This window comes from Streptomyces sp. NPDC001744 (genome assembly GCF_042892575.1).
Classification (GTDB): Bacteria; Actinomycetota; Actinomycetes; order Streptomycetales; family Streptomycetaceae; genus Streptomyces.
Map to the genome: position 1 here is coordinate 186,191 of NZ_JBIAUG010000002.1, position 22,498 is coordinate 208,688.

The 22,498-nt window shown below is 74.0% G+C and carries 17 protein-coding genes and 1 pseudogene; 8 read left to right on the forward strand and 10 right to left on the reverse strand.

The window, feature by feature from the left end:
• Positions 1-59 precede the first annotated feature (59 nt).
• From pyk to pta, 3 genes are all read right to left on the reverse strand, one after another.
• A complete protein-coding gene (gene pyk, locus ACFYZY_RS03385) occupies positions 60-1,490 on the reverse strand; it encodes a pyruvate kinase (RefSeq protein WP_388689050.1) in 1,431 nt (476 codons plus the stop codon).
• An 82-nt stretch (positions 1,491-1,572) separates the two neighbouring features.
• Complete coding sequence (locus tag ACFYZY_RS03390; protein WP_388689052.1) at positions 1,573-2,835, reverse strand: acetate kinase; 1,263 nt, start codon at positions 2,833-2,835, stop codon at positions 1,573-1,575.
• Positions 2,832-4,913, reverse strand: a complete 2,082-nt coding sequence (gene pta, locus ACFYZY_RS03395) for a phosphate acetyltransferase (protein WP_388689054.1) — start codon at positions 4,911-4,913, stop codon at positions 2,832-2,834. The genes ACFYZY_RS03390 and pta overlap by 4 nt, the downstream gene beginning before the upstream one ends.
• A 397-nt stretch (positions 4,914-5,310) precedes the next feature.
• Between pta and ACFYZY_RS03400 the strand changes: the two genes are divergently transcribed.
• From ACFYZY_RS03400 to ACFYZY_RS03410, 3 genes and pseudogenes are all read left to right on the forward strand, one after another.
• Positions 5,311-6,336, forward strand: a complete 1,026-nt coding sequence (locus ACFYZY_RS03400; protein WP_388689056.1) for an ATP-dependent 6-phosphofructokinase — start codon at positions 5,311-5,313, stop codon at positions 6,334-6,336.
• 214 nt (positions 6,337-6,550) lie between these two features.
• Positions 6,551-6,793, forward strand: a pseudogene (locus ACFYZY_RS03405) (helix-turn-helix domain-containing protein); the annotation flags it as partial.
• 474 nt (positions 6,794-7,267) lie between these two features.
• Positions 7,268-7,984, forward strand: coding sequence for a hypothetical protein (locus ACFYZY_RS03410; RefSeq protein WP_388689391.1), 717 nt, complete (start codon positions 7,268-7,270; stop codon positions 7,982-7,984).
• Positions 7,985-8,113: 129 nt separating this feature from the next.
• Here the strand turns inward: ACFYZY_RS03410 and ACFYZY_RS03415 are convergent, their stop codons facing one another.
• The 3 genes from ACFYZY_RS03415 to ACFYZY_RS03425 form a co-directional block, all read right to left on the reverse strand.
• Positions 8,114-9,031 (reverse strand): phosphatase PAP2 family protein, encoded by a 918-nt coding sequence (locus ACFYZY_RS03415; RefSeq protein WP_388689058.1) that lies wholly within the window; start codon positions 9,029-9,031, stop codon positions 8,114-8,116.
• Between the two features lie 62 nt (positions 9,032-9,093).
• The gene (locus tag ACFYZY_RS03420; RefSeq protein WP_388689060.1) at positions 9,094-10,053 is read right to left on the reverse strand and encodes a hypothetical protein; all 960 of its coding nucleotides are present in this window, start codon (positions 10,051-10,053) and stop codon (positions 9,094-9,096) included.
• Positions 10,050-10,391: a PadR family transcriptional regulator gene (locus ACFYZY_RS03425; RefSeq protein WP_388689062.1), complete on the reverse strand. Its 342-nt coding sequence runs from the start codon at positions 10,389-10,391 to the stop codon at positions 10,050-10,052. The genes ACFYZY_RS03420 and ACFYZY_RS03425 overlap by 4 nt, the downstream gene beginning before the upstream one ends.
• Before the next feature lie 326 nt (positions 10,392-10,717).
• Here ACFYZY_RS03425 and ACFYZY_RS03430 point away from each other — a divergent pair, with 326 nt between their 5' ends.
• Entirely contained in the window at positions 10,718-11,665 is a 948-nt protein-coding gene (locus ACFYZY_RS03430; RefSeq protein ID WP_388689064.1) for a poly-gamma-glutamate hydrolase family protein, read from the forward strand.
• Between the two features lie 49 nt (positions 11,666-11,714).
• Here the strand turns inward: ACFYZY_RS03430 and ACFYZY_RS03435 are convergent, their stop codons facing one another.
• From ACFYZY_RS03435 to ACFYZY_RS03445, 3 genes are all read right to left on the reverse strand, one after another.
• Positions 11,715-12,386: a helix-turn-helix domain-containing protein gene (locus ACFYZY_RS03435; protein ID WP_388689065.1), complete on the reverse strand. Its 672-nt coding sequence runs from the start codon at positions 12,384-12,386 to the stop codon at positions 11,715-11,717.
• Between the two features lie 218 nt (positions 12,387-12,604).
• A complete protein-coding gene (locus tag ACFYZY_RS03440; RefSeq protein ID WP_388689067.1) occupies positions 12,605-13,309 on the reverse strand; it encodes a response regulator in 705 nt (234 codons plus the stop codon).
• Positions 13,306-15,102, reverse strand: a complete 1,797-nt coding sequence (locus tag ACFYZY_RS03445; RefSeq protein WP_388689069.1) for an ATP-binding protein — start codon at positions 15,100-15,102, stop codon at positions 13,306-13,308. Before ACFYZY_RS03445 ends, ACFYZY_RS03440 begins: the two co-directional genes overlap by 4 nt.
• Before the next feature lie 232 nt (positions 15,103-15,334).
• Between ACFYZY_RS03445 and ACFYZY_RS03450 the strand changes: the two genes are divergently transcribed.
• The 4 genes from ACFYZY_RS03450 to ACFYZY_RS03465 all read left to right on the forward strand — a co-directional run bounded on the left by ACFYZY_RS03450 (position 15,335) and on the right by ACFYZY_RS03465 (position 20,000).
• The gene (locus ACFYZY_RS03450; protein WP_388689070.1) at positions 15,335-16,687 is read left to right on the forward strand and encodes a cation:dicarboxylate symporter family transporter; all 1,353 of its coding nucleotides are present in this window, start codon (positions 15,335-15,337) and stop codon (positions 16,685-16,687) included.
• A gap of 119 nt (positions 16,688-16,806) precedes the next feature.
• On the forward strand, positions 16,807-17,223 hold the full coding sequence (locus ACFYZY_RS03455) for a MerR family transcriptional regulator (RefSeq protein ID WP_388689072.1): 417 nt from the start codon (positions 16,807-16,809) through the stop codon (positions 17,221-17,223).
• A 5-nt stretch (positions 17,224-17,228) separates the two neighbouring features.
• Positions 17,229-17,591 carry a thioredoxin family protein gene (locus ACFYZY_RS03460; protein ID WP_388689074.1) on the forward strand — a complete coding sequence of 121 codons (363 nt, stop codon included), beginning with the start codon at positions 17,229-17,231 and terminating at the stop codon, positions 17,589-17,591.
• 165 nt (positions 17,592-17,756) lie between these two features.
• Positions 17,757-20,000 (forward strand): HelD family protein, encoded by a 2,244-nt coding sequence (locus ACFYZY_RS03465; protein WP_388689075.1) that lies wholly within the window; start codon positions 17,757-17,759, stop codon positions 19,998-20,000.
• Positions 20,001-20,018: 18 nt separating this feature from the next.
• Here the strand turns inward: ACFYZY_RS03465 and glgB are convergent, their stop codons facing one another.
• Complete coding sequence (gene glgB / locus ACFYZY_RS03470) at positions 20,019-22,403, reverse strand: 1,4-alpha-glucan branching enzyme (RefSeq protein ID WP_388689076.1); 2,385 nt, start codon at positions 22,401-22,403, stop codon at positions 20,019-20,021.
• Between the last annotated feature and the right edge of the window lie 95 nt (positions 22,404-22,498).

The following is a 22,498-nucleotide window of genomic DNA, read 5'->3' on the forward strand; positions in this document are numbered from 1 at the left end:
GTACGCGGCGAGGCCCCCGTCCTGTTCCGGACGGGGGCCTCGCCGTGTGCGGGGGCGCGTCAGTCGCGCTCGCCGCCGCCCAGGTGGTGGACCCGGACCATGTTCGTGGTGCCGGGGACGCCGGGGGGCGAGCCGGCCGTGATGACCATGAGGTCGCCCTCGTTGTAGCGCTGGAGCTTGAGGAGTTCGGCGTCCACCAGGTCGACCATCGCGTCCGTGTTGTCCACGTGCGGGACGACGTAGGACTCGACGCCCCAGCTCAGGGTGAGCTGGTTGCGGGTGTCCTCGTCCGTGGTGAAGGCGAGGATGGGCTGCTGGACGCGGTAGCGGGAGAGGCGGCGGGCCGTGTCGCCGGACTGGGTGAAGGCGACGAGCGCCTCGCCGCCCAGGAAGTCCGCGATCTCACAGGCCGCGCGGGCGACCGAACCGCCCTGGGTGCGGGGCTTCTTGCCCGGGACCAGGGGCTGGAGGCCCTTGGAGAGCAGCTCCTCCTCGGCCGCCGCGACGATCTTCGACATCGTCTTGACGGTCTCGATCGGGTACGCGCCGACCGAGGACTCGGCCGACAGCATGACCGCGTCCGCGCCGTCCAGGATCGCGTTGGCGACGTCGCTCGCCTCGGCGCGGGTCGGGCGCGAGTTGGTGATCATCGACTCCATCATCTGGGTGGCGACGATGACCGGCTTGGCGTTCCGGCGGCAGAGTTCCACCAGGCGCTTCTGCACCATCGGGACCTTCTCCAGCGGGTACTCCACGGCGAGGTCGCCGCGGGCCACCATGACCGCGTCGAAGGCCGCGACGACGGCCTCCATGTTCTCGACGGCCTGCGGCTTCTCCACCTTGGCGATGACGGGGACCCGGCGGCCCTCCTCGTCCATCACCTTGTGGACGTCCTTGACGTCGTTGGCGTCGCGCACGAACGACAGGGCGACCATGTCGCAGCCCATCCGCAGGGCGAAGCGGAGGTCGTCCACGTCCTTCTCGGACAGGGCGGGGACGTTGACGGCCGCGCCCGGCAGGTTGATGCCCTTGTGGTCGGAGACGACACCGCCCTCGATGACGATGGTCCGGACCCGGGGGCCCTCGACCTCGGTCACCCGCAGCTCGACGTTGCCGTCGTTGATGAGGATCTGGTCGCCCTTGGAGACGTCGCCGGGCAGCCCCTTGTACGTGGTGCCGCAGATCGACTTGTCGCCCGGGACGTCCTCGGTGGTGATGGTGAACTCGTCACCGCGCACCAGCTCGACCGGTCCCTCGGCGAAGGTCTCCAGACGGATCTTCGGGCCCTGGAGGTCGGCCAGGACGCCGACGGCGCGCCCGGTGTCCGCGGCGACCTGCCGGACGCGGTCGTACCGCTCCTGGTGTTCTGCCTGGGAGCCGTGGCTGAAGTTGAATCGGGCCACGTTCATGCCGGCCTCGATGAGAGCCTTCAGCTGCTCATACGAGTCGACGGCGGGGCCCAGCGTGCAGACGATTTTGGAACGGCGCATGAGGCGAATCCTATCGGTTTGTTTCGCTGCGGAATATTCCGGTTGGCGGAAAGTACATATGGGCGGAGGAGTGCTCAGGCGATCACTCGTTCGAGCCCTCCGGGCCTCCGTCGAGCGGGTTCCGCACCAGCGCGTAGCTCTGGCGCGCGATCTCCAGCTCCTCGTCCGTCGGCACCACGGCGACCGCCACCCGCGCGTACTCCGGCGAGATGATCCGCGCCCCGCCGGAACGCGCGGCGTTGAGGTCCGCGTCCACCGCGAGTCCCAGCTCCTCCAGGCCCGCGATCGCCGCCTGCCGCACCGGGGCCGCGTTCTCCCCGACCCCCGCCGTGAACACCACCGCGTCCACCCGGCCGAGCACCGCGTAGTACGCGCCGATGTACTTCTTCAGGCGGTGGACGTAGACGTCGAAGGCGAGCGCCGCCCGCTCGTCGCCCCCGTCGATCCGGCGGCGGATCTCCCGCATGTCGTTGTCGCCGCAGAGCCCGACCAGACCGGACCTCTTGTTCAGCAGGACGTCGATCTCGTCCGCCGACATCCCCGCCACCCGCCGCAGGTGGAAGGTGACCGCCGGGTCGATGTCGCCCGAACGGGTGCCCATGACCAGGCCCTCCAGGGGCGTCAGCCCCATCGAGGTGTCCACGCACCGGCCGCCCCGCACCGCCGAGGCGGAGGCCCCGTTGCCCAGGTGCAGCACGATCACGTTCACGTCCTCCGGCGCCCTGCCCAGCAGCTCCGCCGTCTTCCGCGAGACGTACGCGTGCGAGGTGCCGTGGAAGCCGTACCGCCGGATGCGGTGCGCGTCCGCGGTCTCCACGTCGATCGCGTACCGCGCCGCCGACTCCGGCATCGTGCGGTGGAAGGCGGTGTCGAAGACCGCCACCTGCGGGAGGTCGGGGCGCAGCGCCATCGCCGTACGGATGCCGACCAGGTTCGCCGGGTTGTGCAGCGGCGCCACCGGGACGAGCCGCTCGATCTCCGCCAGCACCTCGCCGTCGATCACCGTCGGCTCGGTGAACCGCAGCCCGCCGTGCACCACCCGGTGCCCGATCGCCGCCAGTTCGGGGGAGTCCAGGCCCAGCCCGTCCGCCGCCAGCTCCTCCGCGACCGCCTTCAGCGCGGCCGAGTGGTCCGGGATCGGGCCGTTGCGCTCGCGCTTCTCCCCGTCCCCGCCGGGTGGCGTGTGTACGAACCGCGAGGTCTCCTCGCCGATCCGCTCCACGAGGCCCTGCGCCGGGCGGCTCTCGTCGCGCATGTCGAGGAGCTGGTACTTCAGCGACGAGGAACCGGAGTTGAGCACCAGCACACGGGTGGGGGCGGCGGCGGAGGACGGACGGGCGGTCATGCGGGAAGCTCCTGACCCTGGGACTGGATCGCCGTGATGGCGACCGTGTTGACGATGTCGCTGACGAGGGCGCCGCGCGAGAGGTCGTTCACCGGCTTGCGCAGCCCCTGGAGGACCGGCCCGACGGCCACGGCGCCGGCCGAACGCTGCACGGCCTTGTACGTGTTGTTGCCGGTGTTCAGGTCGGGGAAGACGAGCACGGTCGCCTGCCCCGCCACCTCCGAACCCGGCAGCTTCGTCGCCGCGACCGAGGGCTCCACGGCCGCGTCGTACTGGATGGGCCCCTCGATCCGCAGCTCCGGACGCGCCTCCCGGACGCGCGCGGTCGCCTCCCGCACCTTGTCGACGTCGGCGCCGGAGCCCGAGGTGCCCGTGGAGTACGAGAGCATCGCGATCCTCGGCTCCACGCCGAAGCGGGCCGCCGTGGCCGCCGACTGGACGGCGATGTCCGCGAGCTGCGCGGCGTCCGGATCGGGGTTGACCGCGCAGTCGCCGTACACCAGGACCCTGTCCGCGAGGCACATGAAGAAGACCGACGAGACGATCGACGCGTCCGGCTTCGTCTTGATGATCTCGAAGGCCGGCCGGATCGTCGCGGCCGTGGAGTGCGCCGAGCCGGACACCATGCCGTCGGCCAGGCCCTCCTCGACCATCAGGGTGCCGAAGTAGTTCACGTCCGACACCACGTCGTACGCCAGCTCCGCGGTGACGCCCTTGTGGGCGCGCAGCGCCGCGTACCGCTCCGCGAACGCGTCCCGCAGCTCCGAGGTCCGCGGGTCGATCAGCTGCGTCCCGCCCAGCGCGATGCCCAGGTCCGCGGCCTTCTTGCGGATGACGTCGACGTCGCCGAGCAGGGTCAGTTCGCACACGTCCCGGCGCAACAGCACGTCGGCGGCGCGCAGCACCCGCTCCTCGGTCCCCTCCGGCAGCACCACCCGGCGCCGGTCGGCCCGCGCCTGCTCCAGCAGCTCGTGCTCGAACATCATCGGGGTGACCCGGCCGCTGCGGGCCACCGAGACCCGCTTGAGCAGGTCGGCGGTGTCCACGTGCCGTTCGAACAGGCCCACGGCGGTCTCCGCCTTGCGCGGCGTGGCGGCGTTCAGCTTGCCCTCCAGCGCGAAGAGTTCGGCGGCGGTCGGGAAGCTGTTCCCGGTGACCGAGACGACCGGGGTGCCCGGCGCGAGGCGGGCCGCCAGGGTCAGGATCTCCTCGCCGGGCCGCTCGTTCAGGGTGAGCAGCACGCCGGCTATCGGCGGGGTGCCGGCCGAGTGCGCGGCGAGCGCGCCCACGACCAGGTCGGCCCGGTCCCCGGGGGTGACGACCAGGCAGCCCGGGGTCAGCGCCTTGAGGAAGTTCGGCAGCATCGCCCCGCCGAAGACGAAGTCCAGGGCGTCCCGGGCGAGCCCGGCGTCGTCCCCGAGGACGACGGTGCCGCCGAGGGCGTGGGTGATCTGGGCGACGGTGGGCGCCGCCAGGGCCGGCTCGTCCGGCAGGACGTAGCAGGGCACGGGCAGCCGGGCGGACAGCCGCTCCGCGATCGCCTCCCGGTCCTCGGCCGCCACCCGGTTGACCACCATCGCGAGCACGTCGCAGCCGAGTCCGTCGTACGCCCGGAAGGCGTTGCGGGCCTCGGACCGCACGGACTCCGCCGTCTGGCCCTTGCCGCCGACCACCGGGATGACGGAGGCGCCGAACTCGTTGGCGAGCCGGGCGTTGAGGGCCAGCTCGTCGGGGAGCTGGGTGGCGGCGTAGTCGGTGCCCAGGACGAGGACGACCTCGTAGTCGCGGGCGACGGAGTGGAACCGGTCGACCAGCTCGGAGACCAGCTCGTCGGTGCCCCGCTCGGCCTGGAGCGCGGCCGCCTCCCGGTAGTCCATGCCGTGGACCGTCGAGGCGTCCTGGGAGAGCCGGTAGCGGACGCGCAGCAGGTCGAAGAGCCGGTCGGGTCCGTCGTGCACCAGCGGGCGGAACACCCCCACCCTGTCCACCTGGCGGGTGAGGAGTTCCATGACTCCCAGCTCGACGACCTGGCGGCCGTCACCGCGGTCGATCCCGGTCACGTACACGCTGCGCGTCACGCCGTGGTCTCCTGTCCAGTCCTGCGGAAGGGGCCGGGCGGTGTCCTCGCGCCGCCTTCTCGGCCCGTGCGTCGATCCGTGCGTCGATCCGTCGGTCGGTCCGTCGGTCCTCCGGTCTTCCGGTCCTCCCGCCTTTCCACCGGTCTCCGCGTCCACACCTCGCGTCAACCGGATGTGACCGGAAAGCCTCCGACGGAGCGTTGTCACCCCCTTGACAATACCCCCGGGGCTGGTTAGGTCGCCCGCCGGACGAAAGGGCCGGAAACCCGGCCCCGAGGGCCTTCGCGGGGGGTGCCGGAAGGGACGCGCGGAACGGCGGCGAACGCGCCCGTCAGGCGTGGCGTGTGAGAATCGACGTGGCTCACAAGGACCGCGACCGAGCAGGAGACACAGCACGATGCGCATCGGAGTTCTCACCGCAGGCGGCGACTGCCCCGGCCTGAACGCAGTGATCCGGTCGGTCGTGCACCGGGCGCTGACCGGCCACGGCGACGAGGTCATCGGCTTCGAGGACGGGTTCAAGGGACTCCTCGACGGCCACTTCCGCCCCCTCGACCTGAACGCCGTCAGCGGCATCCTGGCCCGTGGCGGCACCATTCTCGGCTCGGCGCGCCTGGAGCGCAACCGCCTGCGCGAGGCCGCCGAGACCGCCCCCGACCTGGCCCGCCAGTACGGCATCGACGTCCTCATCCCGATCGGCGGCGAGGGCACCCTGACCGCCGCCCGGATGCTCTCCGACGCCGGCATGCCGGTCGTCGGCGTCCCGAAGACGATCGACAACGACATCTCCTCCACGGACCGCACCTTCGGCTTCGACACCGCCGTCGGCGTCGCCACCGAGGCCATGGACCGCCTCAAGACCACCGCCGAGTCCCACCAGCGGGTGATGGTCGTCGAGGTGATGGGTCGCCACGCCGGATGGATCGCCCTGGAGTCCGGCATGGCCGGCGGCGCGCACGGCATCTGCCTGCCCGAGCGGCCCTTCCAGGTCGACGACCTCGTCAAGATGGTCGAGGAGCGCTTCGCGCGCGGCAAGAAGTTCGCCGTCATCTGCGTCGCCGAGGGCGCGCACCCGGCCGAGGGGTCGATGGACTACGCGAAGGGCGAGATCGACCAGTTCGGCCACGAGCGCTTCCAGGGCATCGGCAACCAGCTCGCCGTCGAGCTGGAGCGGCGCCTCGGCAAGGAGGCCCGCCCCGTCATCCTCGGCCACGTCCAGCGCGGCGGCACGCCGACCCCGTACGACCGGGTGCTCGCGACCCGCTTCGGCTGGCACGCGGTGGAGGCGGCGCACCGCGGCGACTTCGGGCGGATGACGGCGCTGCGCGGCACGGACATCGAGATGGTGCCGCTGGCGGAGGCCGTGACCCAGCTCAAGCGGGTCCCGGCGGACCGCATGCGGGAGGCGGAGTCGGTCTTCTAGACCGGAACCGGAACGCGGCCCCGGGCCCGGGGTCCGGAACCGTACGGCCGAGCGGCCCCGACCGTCCCCCCGTGGACGGTCGGGGCCGCTTCCCCGTGTCCGGCACCTTCCTGGAAATGCCGGGTTCCACTCTTGAGCCCCGGCGCGCGATCAACAAGGCTTGGGGTCTGTCCCGGACATGTCCCACACCTGTCCGGCGGAAGGGGAGGCACGGATGACGCCGGGGGAGCACGCCCCTGACCCGCGGGGGGCCCGGACTCCCGCCGAATTCCTCGCGCGGCTCCAGGAGCTCAAGGACTGGTCCGGCCTGACCTACCGCGAGCTCTCGGCGCGCGCGGAGGCGGGCGGTGACGTCCTGCCCCGCTCCACGGTGGCGAACATGCTGGCCCGCACGAGCCTGCCCCGCGAAGAACTCCTGGTCGCCTTCGTCCGCGCGTGCGGGGCCGGGCCGGCCGCGCTGGAGGAGTGGCGGGCGGCGCGGAGGGGCCTCGCGGAGCGGAAGGGGTACGGGCCGCCGGACGCCGCGCCGGACCGGGACGGGACCGGCCCCTCCCGGCCGGCCGCCGGAACGGCCGCGGGCGAGGGTACGGATTCGGTTGCGGGTACGAGCCCGGGTACGGATTCGGCTCCGGTGACGAGCCCGGGTACGGATTTGGCTCCGGTGACGAGCCCGGGTACGGATTCGGCTCCGGTGACGAGCCCGGACACGGGTACGGGTACGAGCCCGGGGAAGAGGGTCCCGGACACGGGTACGGGTACGGGCCCGGGGGAGAGGGGCCCGGACACGGGTACGGGTACGGGCCCGGGGGAGAGGGGCCCGGACACCGGTACGGGTACGAGCCCGGGGGAGACGGGCCCGGTCCGGCCGGACGCGGCCCCGGAGGAGCCCGACCCGACCGCACACGCCGCCCCGGGGAGGCCCGGCCCCTTCGTGTCCGCCGCGGACCGCCCCGCCCCGGCCCCTCCCGCCGGCGGCGTCTCCGCCGTCGCTCCTCCGGTTGCTCCTCCCGCCGCCCCGCCCCGCTGGTCCGCTCCCTCCACCGAGGTCCTCGCCGGCGGGCCGGAAGCCCCGTCGTGGCCGCGGCGCCTCCTCGTCCCGGCGGTCGCGGTCACCGCCCTCGTGCTCGCCGGCGTCAGCGTCGTCGCCTTCCTGCGGGACGGTCGTACGGAGCAGTCCCGTACCCCCACCGCCCCCGCCGCGGGCGACGTGCGCGTCCGGGTGGCCGGCACCGGCTTCTGCCTCGGCGAGCGGCGCGGCGTCCGCACCGGCCAGGTCCACCAGGTGCCGTGCGACGCCGCGAACGTGCCGCTCTACTCGCTCGCGCCGGCCGGTGGCGGCCGGTGGCGGATCGTCACCCACCACCCCGACTACGGTCCCGGCTGTTCCGGCATACCCTCCGGCGGCCGCGTGCCCGGCGCGGCCTACGAGGACTCCGAGTGCGGCGACCCCACCCGGGTCGAGGAGTTCGCCCTGGAGCCGTACGGCACCCCCGTCGAGGGCTACCGGATCGTCCCGGCCGGCTCCGCGACCCCCGGAAGCTGCGTCACCGTCGTCGGCGACCGCGCGGCCGCCTGGGCCCGTCTCGCCCAGGCCCCCTGCGCACCGGACGCCGCCGGCCAGCTCTTCGACTTCGCCCGGCGGGACTGATCTCCCGCGTCGGGGCCCTGCCCGGGTGTCCGGGCTCGCTCGGTGGCGCGTACGGGGCGGCCGGGGGCCGAGGTCGATCCTGTCGGGTGGGGAACGGACCGCGTCCGGGAGGGCGGGCACGGGTGCGGGTCACGCGGTGTGCGGGGGAGTCCGGTCGCCGGTGGCGGACGCGAGGCCCCGCGTCGCGGCGGACCGGAGCAGGAGCACGCACAGGAAGGCCGACGCGGCGAAGGACAGCGACTGGGCGAGGGAGTCGTCGCGCGCTCCGGCGAGGAGCGCGCCGACCGCCGACAGGGCCACGGCGACCACCGGCAGGACGCGCGCGTACGGCACGGGGACCGCTGCCTCGGCCGGGGGCAGCAGACGGGTCGCGAGGGCGTGCCAGGCGCAGGCGAGGAGGGTGGAGCCGAGGACGTCGCTGGGCCGGTGGTGGTACGTGGCCTGGACGGCGGCGGCGGTCACGGCGAACCAGAGGGAGCCGACGGCGAGGACGTGGGGGCGGACGCGGGGGGAGGCGACGAGGAGGGCGCCGAGGACCAGTGCGGCGGGGACGGCCGCGTGGCCGCTGGGGAAGCTCGGCTCGATGAGGAGGTCGTCCGCGCCGATCAGGTCGGGGCGGGGCAGGACGCGGCAGGCGAGTTCCTTGGTGAGGATCGTGGCCGCGACGGCGCCGACCGCCACGCACCCCTGCCGCCGGCGCCCGCGCAGGGCGGCGACGGCCGCGATGACGACGAGACCGGCGATCAGGGTCGGGACGGCGGTGTGTTCGAGGGGCGGCAGGGCCGCCGAGCCGTAGGCCGCTCCCGACAGGTCGTAGATCCAGGCGGGGGCGGCGCCGTCGTCGCCGGTGAGCAGGGCGTTCTCGACGCGCTGGCCGAACGGGGTGTGGACCGCGAGGAGGTAGACGGCCAGGAACGCCAGGAGGTACAGCGGGAACGGGAGCCACGACCGGACCGCCCGCCCGGTTCGTCCGGCGGGGGCGGTCCGCTCCTGGGGGCCGGCCGGGGCCGGGGGCGTGGACAGGGCCGAGGGGTCGTGCGGGGACATCGTTCTCTCTGTCTGCGGGAGGCGTCGCGGTCGGTGGTGGTGAGGGGTGCGGCCGGATGTCCTCAGCCGAGGAGCGCCCGGTCCTGACGGCGCCGGGCGGCGATGGCCAGGGCCGGGAGGGGGGCGATGAGGAGGACGAGGACGAGCAGGTCGGGCAGGGACCGCATGAGGCCGTCCGGCCGGAGGACGATCGCCTGGACGCGGACGAACGCGAACGCCGCCACGGGGATCAGCCAGCGGTGGTCGCCGGTGGCGGCCGTCGAGACCCACGCGGCGAGCAGCCCGGCGATCTCCAGGACGAACATGCCGCGCTGGAAGAGGGGGCTGACGGCGATGACGTGCAGTCCGCCGGCGACGAAGAGGGCGAACGCGAGGGGGACCAGCCGGCGGTACGAGTGGCGGCGCAGCCGGCCGGGGCGGCAGACGGCCAGGACGGCGCAGGCGGCGCAGAGCGCCGCGGACAGGACCGGGTCGTGGGCGGTGATCGGCGCGCCGAGCCCGTAGTAGCCCAGTCCCACCTTGCCCTCGGTGCCGAAGAGCGTGCCGCCGGAGAAGACGGAGCCGGCGAGGACCATCGTCGCCGCGGCGGGCAGGGCGATCCACGGCTTGCCGCGCAGCAGGGCGATCAGGGCGGTCAGCGGGAGCAGCCCGTAGGGCAGCAGCCGGGTCCGGCCGCCCTCGCCCCGCGCCCAGGGGAACCAGCCGGAGTGGCGGAAGGCGATGGCGTGGGTGCCGGGGTCGATGCGCAGGGCCCAGTGCCACACGTCCTGGAGGTACGGGACCAGGGCCAGCGCGGCGAGGACGAGGGCGGCCAGGTGGATGCCGTCCAGCCACCAGGGGCGGGCCGTGTCGTCGGCGACGGCGCGGGCGCGGGTCCGGACGCCGGCGCGCGCGAGGGCGACGGCCTCGCGCGGCGGGGGCCAGGAGCGGCCGGGGTACGCCTCGGAGAGGCAGGCCAGCAGCTCCGCCCCGTGCCGGGAACGGTAGGACTTGGGGTGGGCGGCGAGGAGCAGGCGGTTCATGCCGGGGCCACCCCGGCGCCCCGGGCGCGGCCGAGGACGACGGACGCCGCCTGCCGCATGCGCAGCGCCTCCCGGTCGAGGGCTCCGGTGCCCTCGTCGGTGAGGCGGTAGTAGCGCCGTGCGCGTCCGTCGACGATCTCCTCCGCGCCGGCGGCGACGAGACCGGCGCGTTCCAGCCGTTCCAGCGCGCCGTAGAGGGTGCCGACGGCGATCCGGAGCCGTCCGCCGGTGGCCTGTTCGGCGGCCTTGATGATGCCGTAACCGTGCAGGGGCCCGTCCAGGAGCGCGGCGAGGATGAAGTACTGCGATTCCGTCAGGGACGGGTTCTGTCGTGCCATGGGCCGATCATATATCGGCGTACGAAGTATCTTTACCGGCCAGGAGGGGGTGGGGCGAGGGCGGGCGGGGTCCGGGGCTCCCCCGCCGTCCCGGCCCGGGCGGGACGTTCCGGACGCGCCCTGGCACTCCCTCGGGCCGGTGGCGGGGATCGGGTGCGTACTCACCGTCCTCGCCGGAACGTTCCCCCAGGGCTCGCCCTTCGTCCTGAATCCCACCCAGTACCGGATCTCGCCGCTCGCGCTCTTCCCCCAGCACCGGAAAAGGGTCTCGGGTCCGCTCCCGCCCCGCGTCAAGGGGGAGTTGACCCCGTGGGGATGATCGTTCCATGACCCTTCCCAGCAGACGCGCTCTCCTGACCACCGTCGCCGCCGCGGCCGCCCTGCCCCTCGTCAACGACCTCGCGGGGAACGGCGGCACCGCCGCCGCGGCCGGGTCCACCGAGTTCGCCTCGAACGCCGCGCTCTACAGCAGCGACGTCTACGAGGAGGGCGTCCACTGGATGCGCCGCTTCCGCTGCGGCGCCCCGGTGACCCTGAACGACTACGCGAAGGACCCCGCGCCGGCCACCCCGCTCGGCGTGCTCACGAGCGCCCCCGTCCGCAGTACGGCGATCATCGCCCCGCACGGCGGCGGCCTGGAGGCGGGCACCACCGAACTGTGCCTCACCCTCGCCGGCTACGACCGCGCCGAGCCCGGAACCGAGCCGAAGCCGGACACGAGCACCCCGGGCGCGGTGCAGCGCGACTACTGGATGTTCGAGACGCTGACCGCGTCCCTCCCGGCCCCCGCCAAGTCCCTCCACGTCACCTCGACCCACTGCGACGACCCCGCCGCCCTGGCGGTCTGCGGCAACAACCTCTACGCGGTCTCCCTCCACGGCTACCTGCCGGACGACGCCCCGTCGGCCAAGCGGATCCTCATCGGCGGCCGGGACCAGCGGCTGGTCCGCAACCTGGCGAGGGCCTTCGACCGCCACGGGCTCGACTCCTCCCTGGGCGTCGAGGTGGTCGTCGCGGGCGGCGACGCCGAGCTGAACGGCGACGATCCGGCCAACATCGTCAACCGCACGCGCACCGGGGCCGGCGCTCAGCTGGAGACGTCCACCGAACTGCGCAGGGCGATGTTCGGCACGTTCGGCAGCGGTTCCGGCCGCCGGGGGACCGCCGGCGTGGCATCCGCCACCGCGCCCCAGGCCCCCGCGTACTGGAACGGCTTCGTCGACGCCGTGCGCGAGGCCGTCGACCGGCACGAGCGCGGCCTCGACTCCCTGTAGCGGCCGGGGAGCACGGGGGACGGGCGCGGGGGAGGTTCCGGCGCCCGTCTCAGGGCCCGACGGCCGCCCAGAAGTGGGAGACGACGTCGTCCAGGTACGCCCGGCCCCCGTCGCCGGTGGACCCCGACGCGCCCCAGCCGCCGGTCGCCGCCATCCGGGCGTGGTAGTCCGCGTGCAGCCGCTGGAGCGCCGCCTCCAGGGTCCGCCTGGGCAACGGCACCATCCGCACCGCCGGTTTCACGTACGCCTGCCAGCGGGTGGTGGCCGCGTCGCGCAGCAGCCCGGCGAGGCGCTCGTCGCCGCCGGTCGCGGTGATCAGCGCGCGCGGGCCGAGGCCGAGCGCGTCCGCGAGGGCGGCCGTCTGGCGGTCGGTGCCGCGCCAGCGCCCCTCCTCCTCCATCCGCCGGTACGCGGAGGCCGCGAGCCCCACCCGCCGGGCCAGGTCCTCGGGGGACAGCCCGCGCGCCGTCCGGTGCTCGCGCAGGGTGGAGGCGGCGGTGAGCAGTTCGGCGGGCGAACACCACAGGACGCCCGCGAGGGCGGTGAGTTCCCGCTCGTCCGGCACGGCCCGGCCGCGCTCCCAGTCGAGGACGGTGTCGGGCGTGACGGAGATGTCGTACTGCGCCCGCAGGCCGTACGCGACGTGGCCGTGGGCCATGCCGAGACCTTCGCGCAGGCGGCGCGCGGCCAGGGCGTCGAAGGGAGGGGAGGCTGGGTGCACGCCGCCACCGTAGGGGCGGGGGTGACGGATGGCTACGGTGCGTTCACCCAAACATGCGGTACGGCGGAAACGGTGAACCGGCCGGTGACCGGCCGGAAGCCGCCCGGCTCCCGCCCCGGCCGCCCCGGCTCCCGAGGGGCCGTCCGGCGCCCGCTCCCGTGCTCCGGGGATCGTCCGGCGGCCGGCCCCGAGCTCCGGGGATCGTCCGGCGGCCGGCCTCAGTGGCCCCGTGCCGGGCGCGCCGGGCCGTCGAGCCAGCGGTACTGGAGTTCGGGGCGCCCGACCTGCCCGTACCGCGGCGCGCGCACGGCCCGGCCCTCGGTCACGAGGTGCTCCAGATAGCGGCGCGCGGTGATCCGGGAGATTCCCACGGCCTCCCCCGCCTCGGCGGCGGTGAGCCCGCCCGGGGCGGACCTGAGGGTACGGGTGACCGCCTCCAGGGTGGGCGCGCTCAGGCCCTTGGGGAGTGCGGACGGGTGCGGGGCGCGGAGGACGGCGAGCGCCCGGTCCACCTCGTCCTGCCCGGACGCCTCCCCGGCGGACGCGCGGAACTCGGCGTACCGGACGAGCCGGTCCCGGAGGGTCGCGAAGGCGAACGGCTTCAGGACGTACTGGACGACCCCCAGGGACACGCCCTCCCTGACCACCGCCAGGTCCCGGGCGGAGGTCACCGCGATGACGTCGGCGGTGTGCCCGGCGGCGCGCAGGGCGCGCAGGAGCTGGAGGCCGTGGCCGTCCGGCAGGTACAGGTCGAGCAGGATCAGGTCGACCGGCGTCCGGTCGAGCACCCGCGCGGCGGCGGCCCGCGAGTGGGCGACCCCGACGACGGCGAACCCCTCGACGCGCCCGGCGTAGAGCGCGTGGGCGTCCGCCGCCACCGGATCGTCCTCGACGACCAGGACCCGCAGGGGAGCCGTACTCACCCCGTCACCTCCGAGCCGGAGGGACCGTCCGTCGAACCGGAGGAGCCGCCCTCCGCCCCGGCGGAACCGTCCGTACGGGGGCCGCCGTCGCCGTCCTCCCGGGGCGCGGGCACCCGGCCCGGCCCGGACGGCCGGTCCCGTTCCGGCCCGGACGGGGATTCCCGGCCCGGTCCCGCCTTTCCCAGCGGCAGCCGTACGGTGAACTCCGCCCCGCCCTCCTCCCCGTCCGCGAGGTCCAGCGTGCCCGCGGCGCGGGAGACCGTCTGGCGCACCAGGGCCAGGCCGAGGCCGCGCCCGGGGCCCCGGGTGGACCAGCCGCGGCCCAGGACCGCGTCGCGGTCGGCGGACCGGACGCCGGGCCCGTTGTCCCCGACCCGGAGCAGCAGCTCCCCGTCGCCCGCGCGGGCCGCGACCGTGACGGTCACGCGCGCGTGCGGGGTTCCGCTCACCGCCTCCACCGCGTTGTCGATCAGGTTGCCCAGGATCGTCACCAGGTCCCGGGCGGGCAGGGCCGCCGGCGCCCGGCCGTCGTCGATGCGGCTGTCCTCGGTGAGGACCAGCTCCACGCCCCGCTCGTTGGCCCGCGCCGTCTTCCCGAGCAGCAGCGCGGCGAGGACGGGCTCGCCCACCGCGTCCACGACCCGGTCGGTGAGCGCCTGCGCCAGCTCCAGCTCCGCCGTCGCGAACTCCACCGCCTCGGACACCCGGCCCAGTTCGATGAGCGAGACGACGGTGTGGAGCCGGTTCGCCGCCTCGTGCGCCTGGGAGCGCAGGGCCTCGGTGAAGTCCCGTTCGGAGTCCAGCTCGCCGGAGAGCGCCTGGAGTTCCGTGCGGTCCCGGAGCGTCACGACGGTCCCGTGCCGTTCCCCGCCCACCACCGGGCGGGTGTTGACGACGAGGACCCGGTCCGCCGTCAGGTGCGTCTCGTCCACGCGCGGTTCCGAGGAGAGCAGCGCCCCCGTCAGCGGCGCGGGCAGGCCGAGTTCCGCCGCCGGGCGGCCCACGACCCCTTCGTCCAGGCCCAGCAGTTCCCGCGCCCCGTCGTTGATCAGGGCGATCCGCCGCCGTCCGTCGAGCATCACGAGCCCTTCCCGGACCGCGTGCAGGGCGGCCTCGTGGTAGTCGTGCATCCGGCTCAGCTCCGTGGCGTTCATGCCGTGCGTGTGACGGCGCAGGCGCGCGTTGACGACGTACGTCCCCGCCCCGCCGAGCGCGAGAGCCGCGCCGGCCGTGCCGAGCAGGGCGGTCACCTGTTCCCGCACCTGCTCGCTGATCCGCTCGATCGTGATGCCCGCGCTGACCAGGGCGACGACCCGTCCGTCACGGTCGAAGACGGGCGCCACGGTCCGCACGGAGGGCCCGAGGACCCCCAGGTGGGTCTCGGAGTGGACCCGCCCCCGCCGGGCCTGCTCGATGTGGCCGAGGTACGTACGGCCGATCTGGTCCGGCTCCGGATGCGTCCAGCGGGTGCCGTCCGGGGCCATGATCACCACGAAGGCGACGTCCGCGTGGCGGCGCAGCGCCTCCGCGTACGGCTGGAGCGCCGCCGACGGGTCGGCGGAACGCGCCGCCGCCACCACGGACGGGGAGTCGGCGACGGCCGCGGCGGTCGCCGTCGCCTGGCGCCGCGCGGTCTCCTCGGCCTGGGCCCGGTCCGTGAGGTACGCGAAGACCGCGCACCCCGCCACGACGGCGGCCACGAGCACGATCTGCATCGCGAAGAGCTGGCCGGCCAGGCTGCGGGGCCGGGGGAGCCGGGAGAGCCGGGAGAGCCTGGCGAGGGGGACGCGCATGCCGGTAAGTGTGCACGCCCCGCTCCGGGCGCCGGAGCCGCGGTCCGGCCCGCGCGCCCGGCCGGTCCGGCCCCGGCCCGTACCCCACCGGCCCCGGCCCCGGCGGGCCCGCCGTTCCCGCCGTGAACGAAACGCACGCAACGGTGACCCCGGTCGGGGGCTGGTGGATAGTCGCGGAGATCCACCGGGACGCGGACGCCCGACGGACACCCATCAGCACGAGGAGGTACCCGTGGCCGCACGCCGGGACCGCACCCATTATCTGTATCTGGCCGTCATCGGCGCCGTCCTGCTCGGCATCGCGGTCGGGTTCCTGGCGCCGGGCGTCGCCGTCGAGCTGAAGCCGCTCGGCACCGGCTTCGTCAACCTGATCAAGATGATGATCTCCCCGATCATCTTCTGCACGATCGTGCTCGGTGTCGGTTCGGTCCGGAAGGCCGCGAAGGTCGGCGCCGTCGGCGGTCTCGCCCTCGGCTACTTCCTGGTCATGTCGACCGTCGCCCTCGCGATCGGCCTGCTCGTCGGCAACCTCCTGGAGCCCGGCTCCGGACTCCACCTCACCAAGGAGGTCGCGGAGGCCGGCGCCAAGCAGGCGGAGGGCGCGAGCGAGTCCACGGCGGACTTCCTCCTCGGGATCATCCCCACCACCCTCGTCTCCGCCTTCACCGAGGGCGAGGTGCTCCAGACCCTCCTGGTCGCCCTGCTCGCGGGCTTCGCGCTCCAGGCGATGGGCGCCGCCGGGGAGCCGGTGCTGCGCGGGATCGGGCACATCCAGCGGCTCGTCTTCCGCGTCCTCGCCATGATCATGTGGGTCGCCCCGGTCGGCGCGTTCGGCGCGATCGCGGCCGTGGTGGGCGCGACCGGCCTGGACGCCCTCAAGTCCCTCGCCGTCCTCATGGTCGGCTTCTACCTGACCTGCGGGCTCTTCGTCTTCGTCGTGCTCGGCGCGATCCTGCGGCTGGTCGCCGGCATCCACATCTGGGCCCTCCTGAAGTACCTGGGCCGTGAGTTCCTGCTGATCCTCTCCACCTCCTCCTCCGAGTCGGCGCTGCCCCGCCTCATCGCGAAGATGGAGCACCTGGGCGTCAGCAAGCCGGTCGTCGGCATCACCGTGCCGACCGGCTACTCCTTCAACCTCGACGGCACCGCCATCTACCTCACGATGGCCTCGCTCTTCGTCGCCGAGGCGATGGGCGACCCGCTCTCGCTCGGCGAACAGGTCTCGCTCCTCGTCTTCATGATCATCGCCTCGAAGGGGGCGGCCGGCGTCACCGGCGCGGGCCTCGCCACCCTGGCGGGCGGCCTCCAGTCGCACCGTCCCGAACTGGTCGACGGAGTGGGCCTGATCGTCGGCATCGACCGCTTCATGAGCGAAGCGCGCGCCCTCACCAACTTCGCGGGCAACGCGGTGGCCACGGTGCTCGTCGGCACGTGGACCAAGGAGATCGACAAGGAGCGGGTGGCCGAGGTCCTCGCCGGCCGCGTCCCCTTCGACGAGAAGACCCTCCTCGACGACCACGCCCCGTCCCCGGTCCCGGACCAGCGCGCCGAGGAGGGCGGGGAGAAGAGCCCGGCGGGCGTCTGAGCCGGCCGGCCGGGACGCCCGGCACCGCGGAGTCCGCCCCCCCCCGCCGCCGGGGGGAGGCGGACTTCCGGGCGTACGCCCTTGCCCTGACGCCGACGTCAAGGTCTACGGTCGGGGACATGCGCATCGGAGAGCTGGCCGAGCGGGCCGGAACCACCACGCGGACCCTGCGGTACTACGAGTCGCGCGGACTTCTGACCGCCCGGCGCACGGACCGGGGCCACCGCACGTACGACGAGGACGACCTGCGGCTCCTCCGGCAGATCAGGACCCTTCAGGACTTCGGGTTCGAGCTGGAGGAGACGCGCCCGTTCGTCGACTGCCTGCGCGCGGGCCACCCGGCGGGGGACTCCTGTCCCGCGTCGATCGCCGTCTACCGGCGGAAGGTCGCCGAGCTGGACGGCCTGATCGCCCAGCTGCGGACGGTGCGCGACCAGGTCGGCGCCCAGCTGCTCCGGGCCGAGGCGGAACTGCCCCGCGGCCCGGAGCCCCGGTGCGAGATCGGTACGGAACGGGACACGGAGACGGAAGGATGACGGAGATGACGACGCAGACGACGACGGGGACGGCGTACTCGGAGGGCGTGGCCGAGGTCACGGACGCGGACTTCGGAACGGAGGTGCTGGAGTCGGGGCCGCCGGTCCTGGTGAAGTTCACCGCCACCTGGTGCGGCCCCTGCCGCCAGCTCAAGCCGGTGCTCGCCGCGATCGCCCGGGAGGAGGCCGGACGCCTCCGGGTGGTCGAGATGGACGTGGACCGCAACCCCGGCACCGCGACCCGCTACGGGGTCCTCGCCACCCCGACCCTCATGGTCTTCGCGGGGGGCGAGCCGGTGAAGTCGATCGTCGGCGCCCGCCCGAAGCGCCGTCTCCTGGAGGAACTGGAGGACGTCCTCGGCTCCTGAGCCGCCGGGGAAAGAACGGGAAAACCCCGACCGGAATTGACAGTCGGGGCGTCGCGGAGCGTATATTGATGGATTCCGTGTCTGCACACAAAAAAGGCGCACCCAAGTGCGCCTGCAATTCACGGAGAAGCTCAATAAACGTACTGTACCGCGCCGGGAGTCGAATTGTCAACCGAGGAATTTCGGAATGAACAACAATTCATCACCGATCTCTACACACGACTCGACGCCCTGAGGGACCAGGCCGAGGACGCCGTCGGGCGGGCCCTGCGCACCCCCGGCGTCGGCAACAACCAGAGCCGGCTCGAACGGGACGTGATGGTCGCCGAGCAGTCCGGGCTGCTCGCCGCGCTCAACGCCGGGGAGAGCGGGCTCTGCTTCGGCCGGCTCGTCTTCCGCGACGGACGGGACCACCACATCGGCCGGCTCGGCATCCGCGAGGACGACCCGAACCGCACCCCCCTCGTCGTGGACTGGCGCGCCGAGGTCGCCCGCCCCTTCTACCTCGCCACCGGGTACGAGCCCATGGGCCTCTCCCGCCGCCGGCACATCGGCACCGCCGGGCGTACGGTCACGGCCCTCCACGACGAGGTGCTCGACCTCACCGACGCCACCCGCACCGGACACGAGGGCCGGGACGCCGACGAGGTGCTGCTCGCCTCGCTCGACGCCGCCCGCACCGGCCGCATGCACGACATCGTGCAGACCATCCAGGCCGAGCAGGACGCCATCATCCGCTCCCCGCACCGGGGCGTCCTCGTCGTGGAGGGCGGCCCCGGCACCGGCAAGACCGCCGTGGCCCTGCACCGCGCCGCGTACCTCCTCTACGCCCACCGCGAGCAGCTGGCCAAGCGGGCCGTCCTCATCGTCGGCCCCAACCCCGCCTTCCTCGGCTACATCGGCAACGTGCTGCCCTCCCTCGGCGAGACCGGCGTCCTCCTGGCCACCCCCGCCGAACTCTTCCCCGGGGTCCGCGCCACCGGCACCGACACGCCGCGCGCCGCCGCCGTCAAGGGCTCCGCCGCCATGGCCGGCGCCCTCGCCGCCGCCGTGCGCGACCGCCAGCGGGTCCCCGAACGCGACGAGCCCCTCGTCGTCCCCCACGAGGACGGGGACCTGGTCATCGACCGGGGCATGGCCCTGGAGGCCCGTCACCGGGCCCGCGAGACCGCCCTCCCGCACAACCTCGCCCGCCCGTACTTCGTCTTCCGGGTCCTGGACGACCTCGCGCGGCAGCTCGCGGACCGGATCGGCGCCGACCCCTACGGCGGCCCCAACTTCCTCGGCCCCGACGACATCGCCCTGCTTGCCAAGGGCGTCGCCGCCAACCCCGGGGTCCACGCCGCCCTCGACACCCTCTGGCCCGCCCTCACCCCGCGGGACTTCCTCGCGGACTACCTCGCCGACCCCACGCACCTGCCCGACGCCGACGCCGACGCGATCCGCCGCGGGGAGCACGACGAGGACGCGTGGACCCCCGCCGACGTGCCCCTGCTCGACGAGGCCGCCGAACTCCTCGGGGAGGACGACTCGGCCGCCCGCGCCGCCGAGGAGGCCGAGCGGCAGAAGCGGATCCAGTACGCGCAGGGCGTCCTCGACGTCTCCTACGCCTCCCGCACGTACGAGTTCGAGGACAAGGAGGAGCAGGACAAGGACGCCTCCGAGGTCCTCTCCGCCCACGACATCATCGACGCCGAGCGGTTCGCCGAGCGCCACGAGGAGGCCGACCACCGCAGCGCCGCCGAGCGGGCCGCCGCCGACCGCACCTGGGCCTTCGGGCACATCATCGTGGACGAGGCCCAGGAGCTCTCCGCGATGGCCTGGCGGCTCCTCATGCGCCGCAGCCCCAGCCGCTCCATGACCCTGGTCGGCGACCCCGCCCAGACCGGCGACCCGGCCGGCGTCGGCGCCTGGGAGGACATCCTCGCCCCGTACGTGGAGGACCGCTGGGAACTGGTCCGGCTCGGCGTCAACTACCGGACGCCCGCCGAGATCATGGCCGTCGCCGCCGGGGTCCGCCGGGAGACCGACCCCGGTTTCGAACCGCCGGGCTCGGTGCGCTCCACCGGCGTCGAGCCCTGGGACCGGACCGTCCCGGACCCGGTGCGGGAGACCGCCGACGCGGTCGCCGCCGAACTCCGCCCCGACGGGCGGCTCGCCGTGATCGCCCCGGCGGGGCTGCACCCCGCCCTGCTGGCCGCCCTGCCGGACGCCGCCCACGGGACCGCCCCCGACCTCACCCGCCCGGTGGTCCTGCTCGACCCCCGGCAGGCCAAGGGCCTGGAGTTCGACACGGTCCTCGTGGTCGACCCGGACGGCATCCGGGCCGGCGCCCCGCACGGCGTGAACGACCTGTACGTGGCGCTGACCCGGGCCACCCAGCGCCTGGGCGTGATCAGGCCCGCGTGATCACGCCCGCCGTGCCCTTCAAGCCGGCCTGAGCCAGACCGTCGCCAGCGGCGGCAGCGTCATCCGCACGCTGGACGACCGCCCGTGCCACGGCACCGACTCGGTCTTCACCGGGTCGGTGCCGACCACGCCCGAGCCCCCGTACCGGGCCGCGTCCGTGTTGAGCACCTCCGTCCAGGCCGCGAAGGCGTCCGGCACGCCGAGCCGGTAGCCGTCCCGGACCACCGGCGAGAAGTTCGACACGGCGAGCAGCGGCGAGCCGAGGCCGTCGAAGCGCAGGAACGCGAAGACGTTGTCGTCGGCCGCGTCCCCCACCACCCACGCGAACCCCTCCGGGGAGGTGTCCCGCTCCCACAGCGACGGCGTCGCCGTGTACACCGCGTTCAGGTCGCGGACGAGGTCCCGCACGCCCCGGTGGTCGGCCTCCGCCCCGTACGCCGGGTCGAGCAGCCACCAGTCCGGGCCCTGGTCCGCCGACCACTCGCCGCCCTGCGCGAACTCCTGCCCCATGTAGAGGAGCTGCTTGCCGGGGTGGGCCCACATGTAGCCCAGGTAGGCGCGGTGGTTGGCCCGCTGCTGCCACCAGTCGCCCGGCATCTTCGACACCAGCGACCGCTTGCCGTGCACCACCTCGTCGTGCGAGATCGGCAGGATGTAGTTCTCGCTGTACGCGTACACCATCGAGAACGTCATCTCGTCGTGGTGGTACTTCCGGTGCACCGGCTCCTTCTGCACGTACTCCAGGGAGTCGTGCATCCAGCCCATGTTCCACTTCATGCCGAAGCCCAGGCCGCCGAAGCCGCCCGGCCCCACCTGGTCCGTGGGGCGCGTCACGCCGTCCCAGGCCGTGGACTCCTCCGCGAAGGTCACGATCCCCGGGCAGCGCCGGTACACCGTCGCGTTCATCTCCTGGAGGAACGCCACCGCGTCCGGGTTCTCCCGGCCGCCGAACTCGTTCGGCACCCACTCGCCGTGCTCGCGCGAGTAGTCCAGGTAGAGCATCGAGGCCACCGCGTCCACCCGCAGGCCGTCGATGTGGAACTCCTGGCACCAGTACACGGCGTTGGCGACCAGGAAGTTGCGCACCTCCTTGCGCCCGTAGTCGAACTCCAGCGTCCCCCAGTCGGGGTGGTGCGAACGGCGCGGGTCCTCGTGCTCGTACAGCGGCCGCCCGTCGAACTCCGCGAGCGCCCAGTCGTCCTTCGGGAAGTGCGCGGGGACCCAGTCCATCAGGACCCCGATCCCGGCCCGGTGCAACGCGTCCACCAGGTACTTGAAGTCGTCCGGCGTGCCCATCCGGGCCGTCGGCGCGTAGAACCCGGTCACCTGGTAGCCCCACGAGCCGCCGAAGGGGTGCTCGGACACCGGCATGAACTCCACGTGCGTGAAGCCGAGGTCCCGCACGTACGCGGGCAGCTGCTCGGCCAGCTCGCGGTAGCCGAGGCCCGGCCGCCAGGACGGCAGGTGCACCTCGTACACCGAGAGCGGGGACTCGTGGGCCGGGCGGTCGCCCCGCCGCTCCATCCACTCCCGGTCGCCCCACGCGTAGTGCGACTCGGTGACGATCGACGCGGTGTTCGGCGGGCACTCGGTCCGGCGGGCCATCGGGTCCGCCCGCAGGGTGTGCGAACCGTCCGGCCGGGTGATGTCGTACTTGTAGACGGCGCCCTCGCCGATCCCCGGCACGAACAGCTCCCACACGCCCGTCGAGCCGAGCGAGCGCATCGGCAGCCCCGTGCCGTCCCAGCAGGTGAACTCGCCCGTGACCCGCACCCCGCGCGCGTTGGGCGCCCAGACCGCGAAACGGGTGCCGGTCACGCCCTCGTGCGTCATCACCCGGGAGCCGAGGGCCTTCCACAGCTCCTCGTGGCGGCCCTCCCCGATCAGATGGAGGTCCAGCTCGCCGAGCGAGGGGAGGAAGCGGTACGGATCCTGCACGGCCAGTTCCGTGCCGCCGGCGGCCCCGTCGGGTCCGTCGGGTCCGTCGTACCGTACCCGCAGCTCGTACGCGGGCACCTTGCGGAGCAGCGGCAGCAGCCCCGAGAAGAGGCCGTCCCCGTCGTCGTGGAGCGTGATCCGGCGGCCCTTGACGAGGACGGCGACCTCACGGGCGAACGGGCGCAGCACCCGCACCACCACCCCGCCGCGCACCGGATGCGCGCCGAGCACCCCGTGCGGGTCGTGGTGCTCGCCGGCGAGCAGCCGTGCCCGGTCGCCCGGGTCGAGCGGTGGTGCCTTCCGCACGGCCGGCCGGTCCGGAGCGGACGCCTTCGGCACGGCGGGGCGGTCCGGCACGGGCGCCTTCCGCACGGCGGGCCGGTCCGGCAGGGGAACCTTCCCGGCAGTGTCCGACGCGAGCGCCTTCCTGGCTGTGGACGTCTTTCCTGCGGATCGGGCGGTCACGGCGAAGCCTCCTGGAGGACGGGAGAAGAGGGGGAGGGGAACGGGGGGTACACGCATACGGAACGGTCCGCCGGCCGTCCGGGACACTCGGCCGA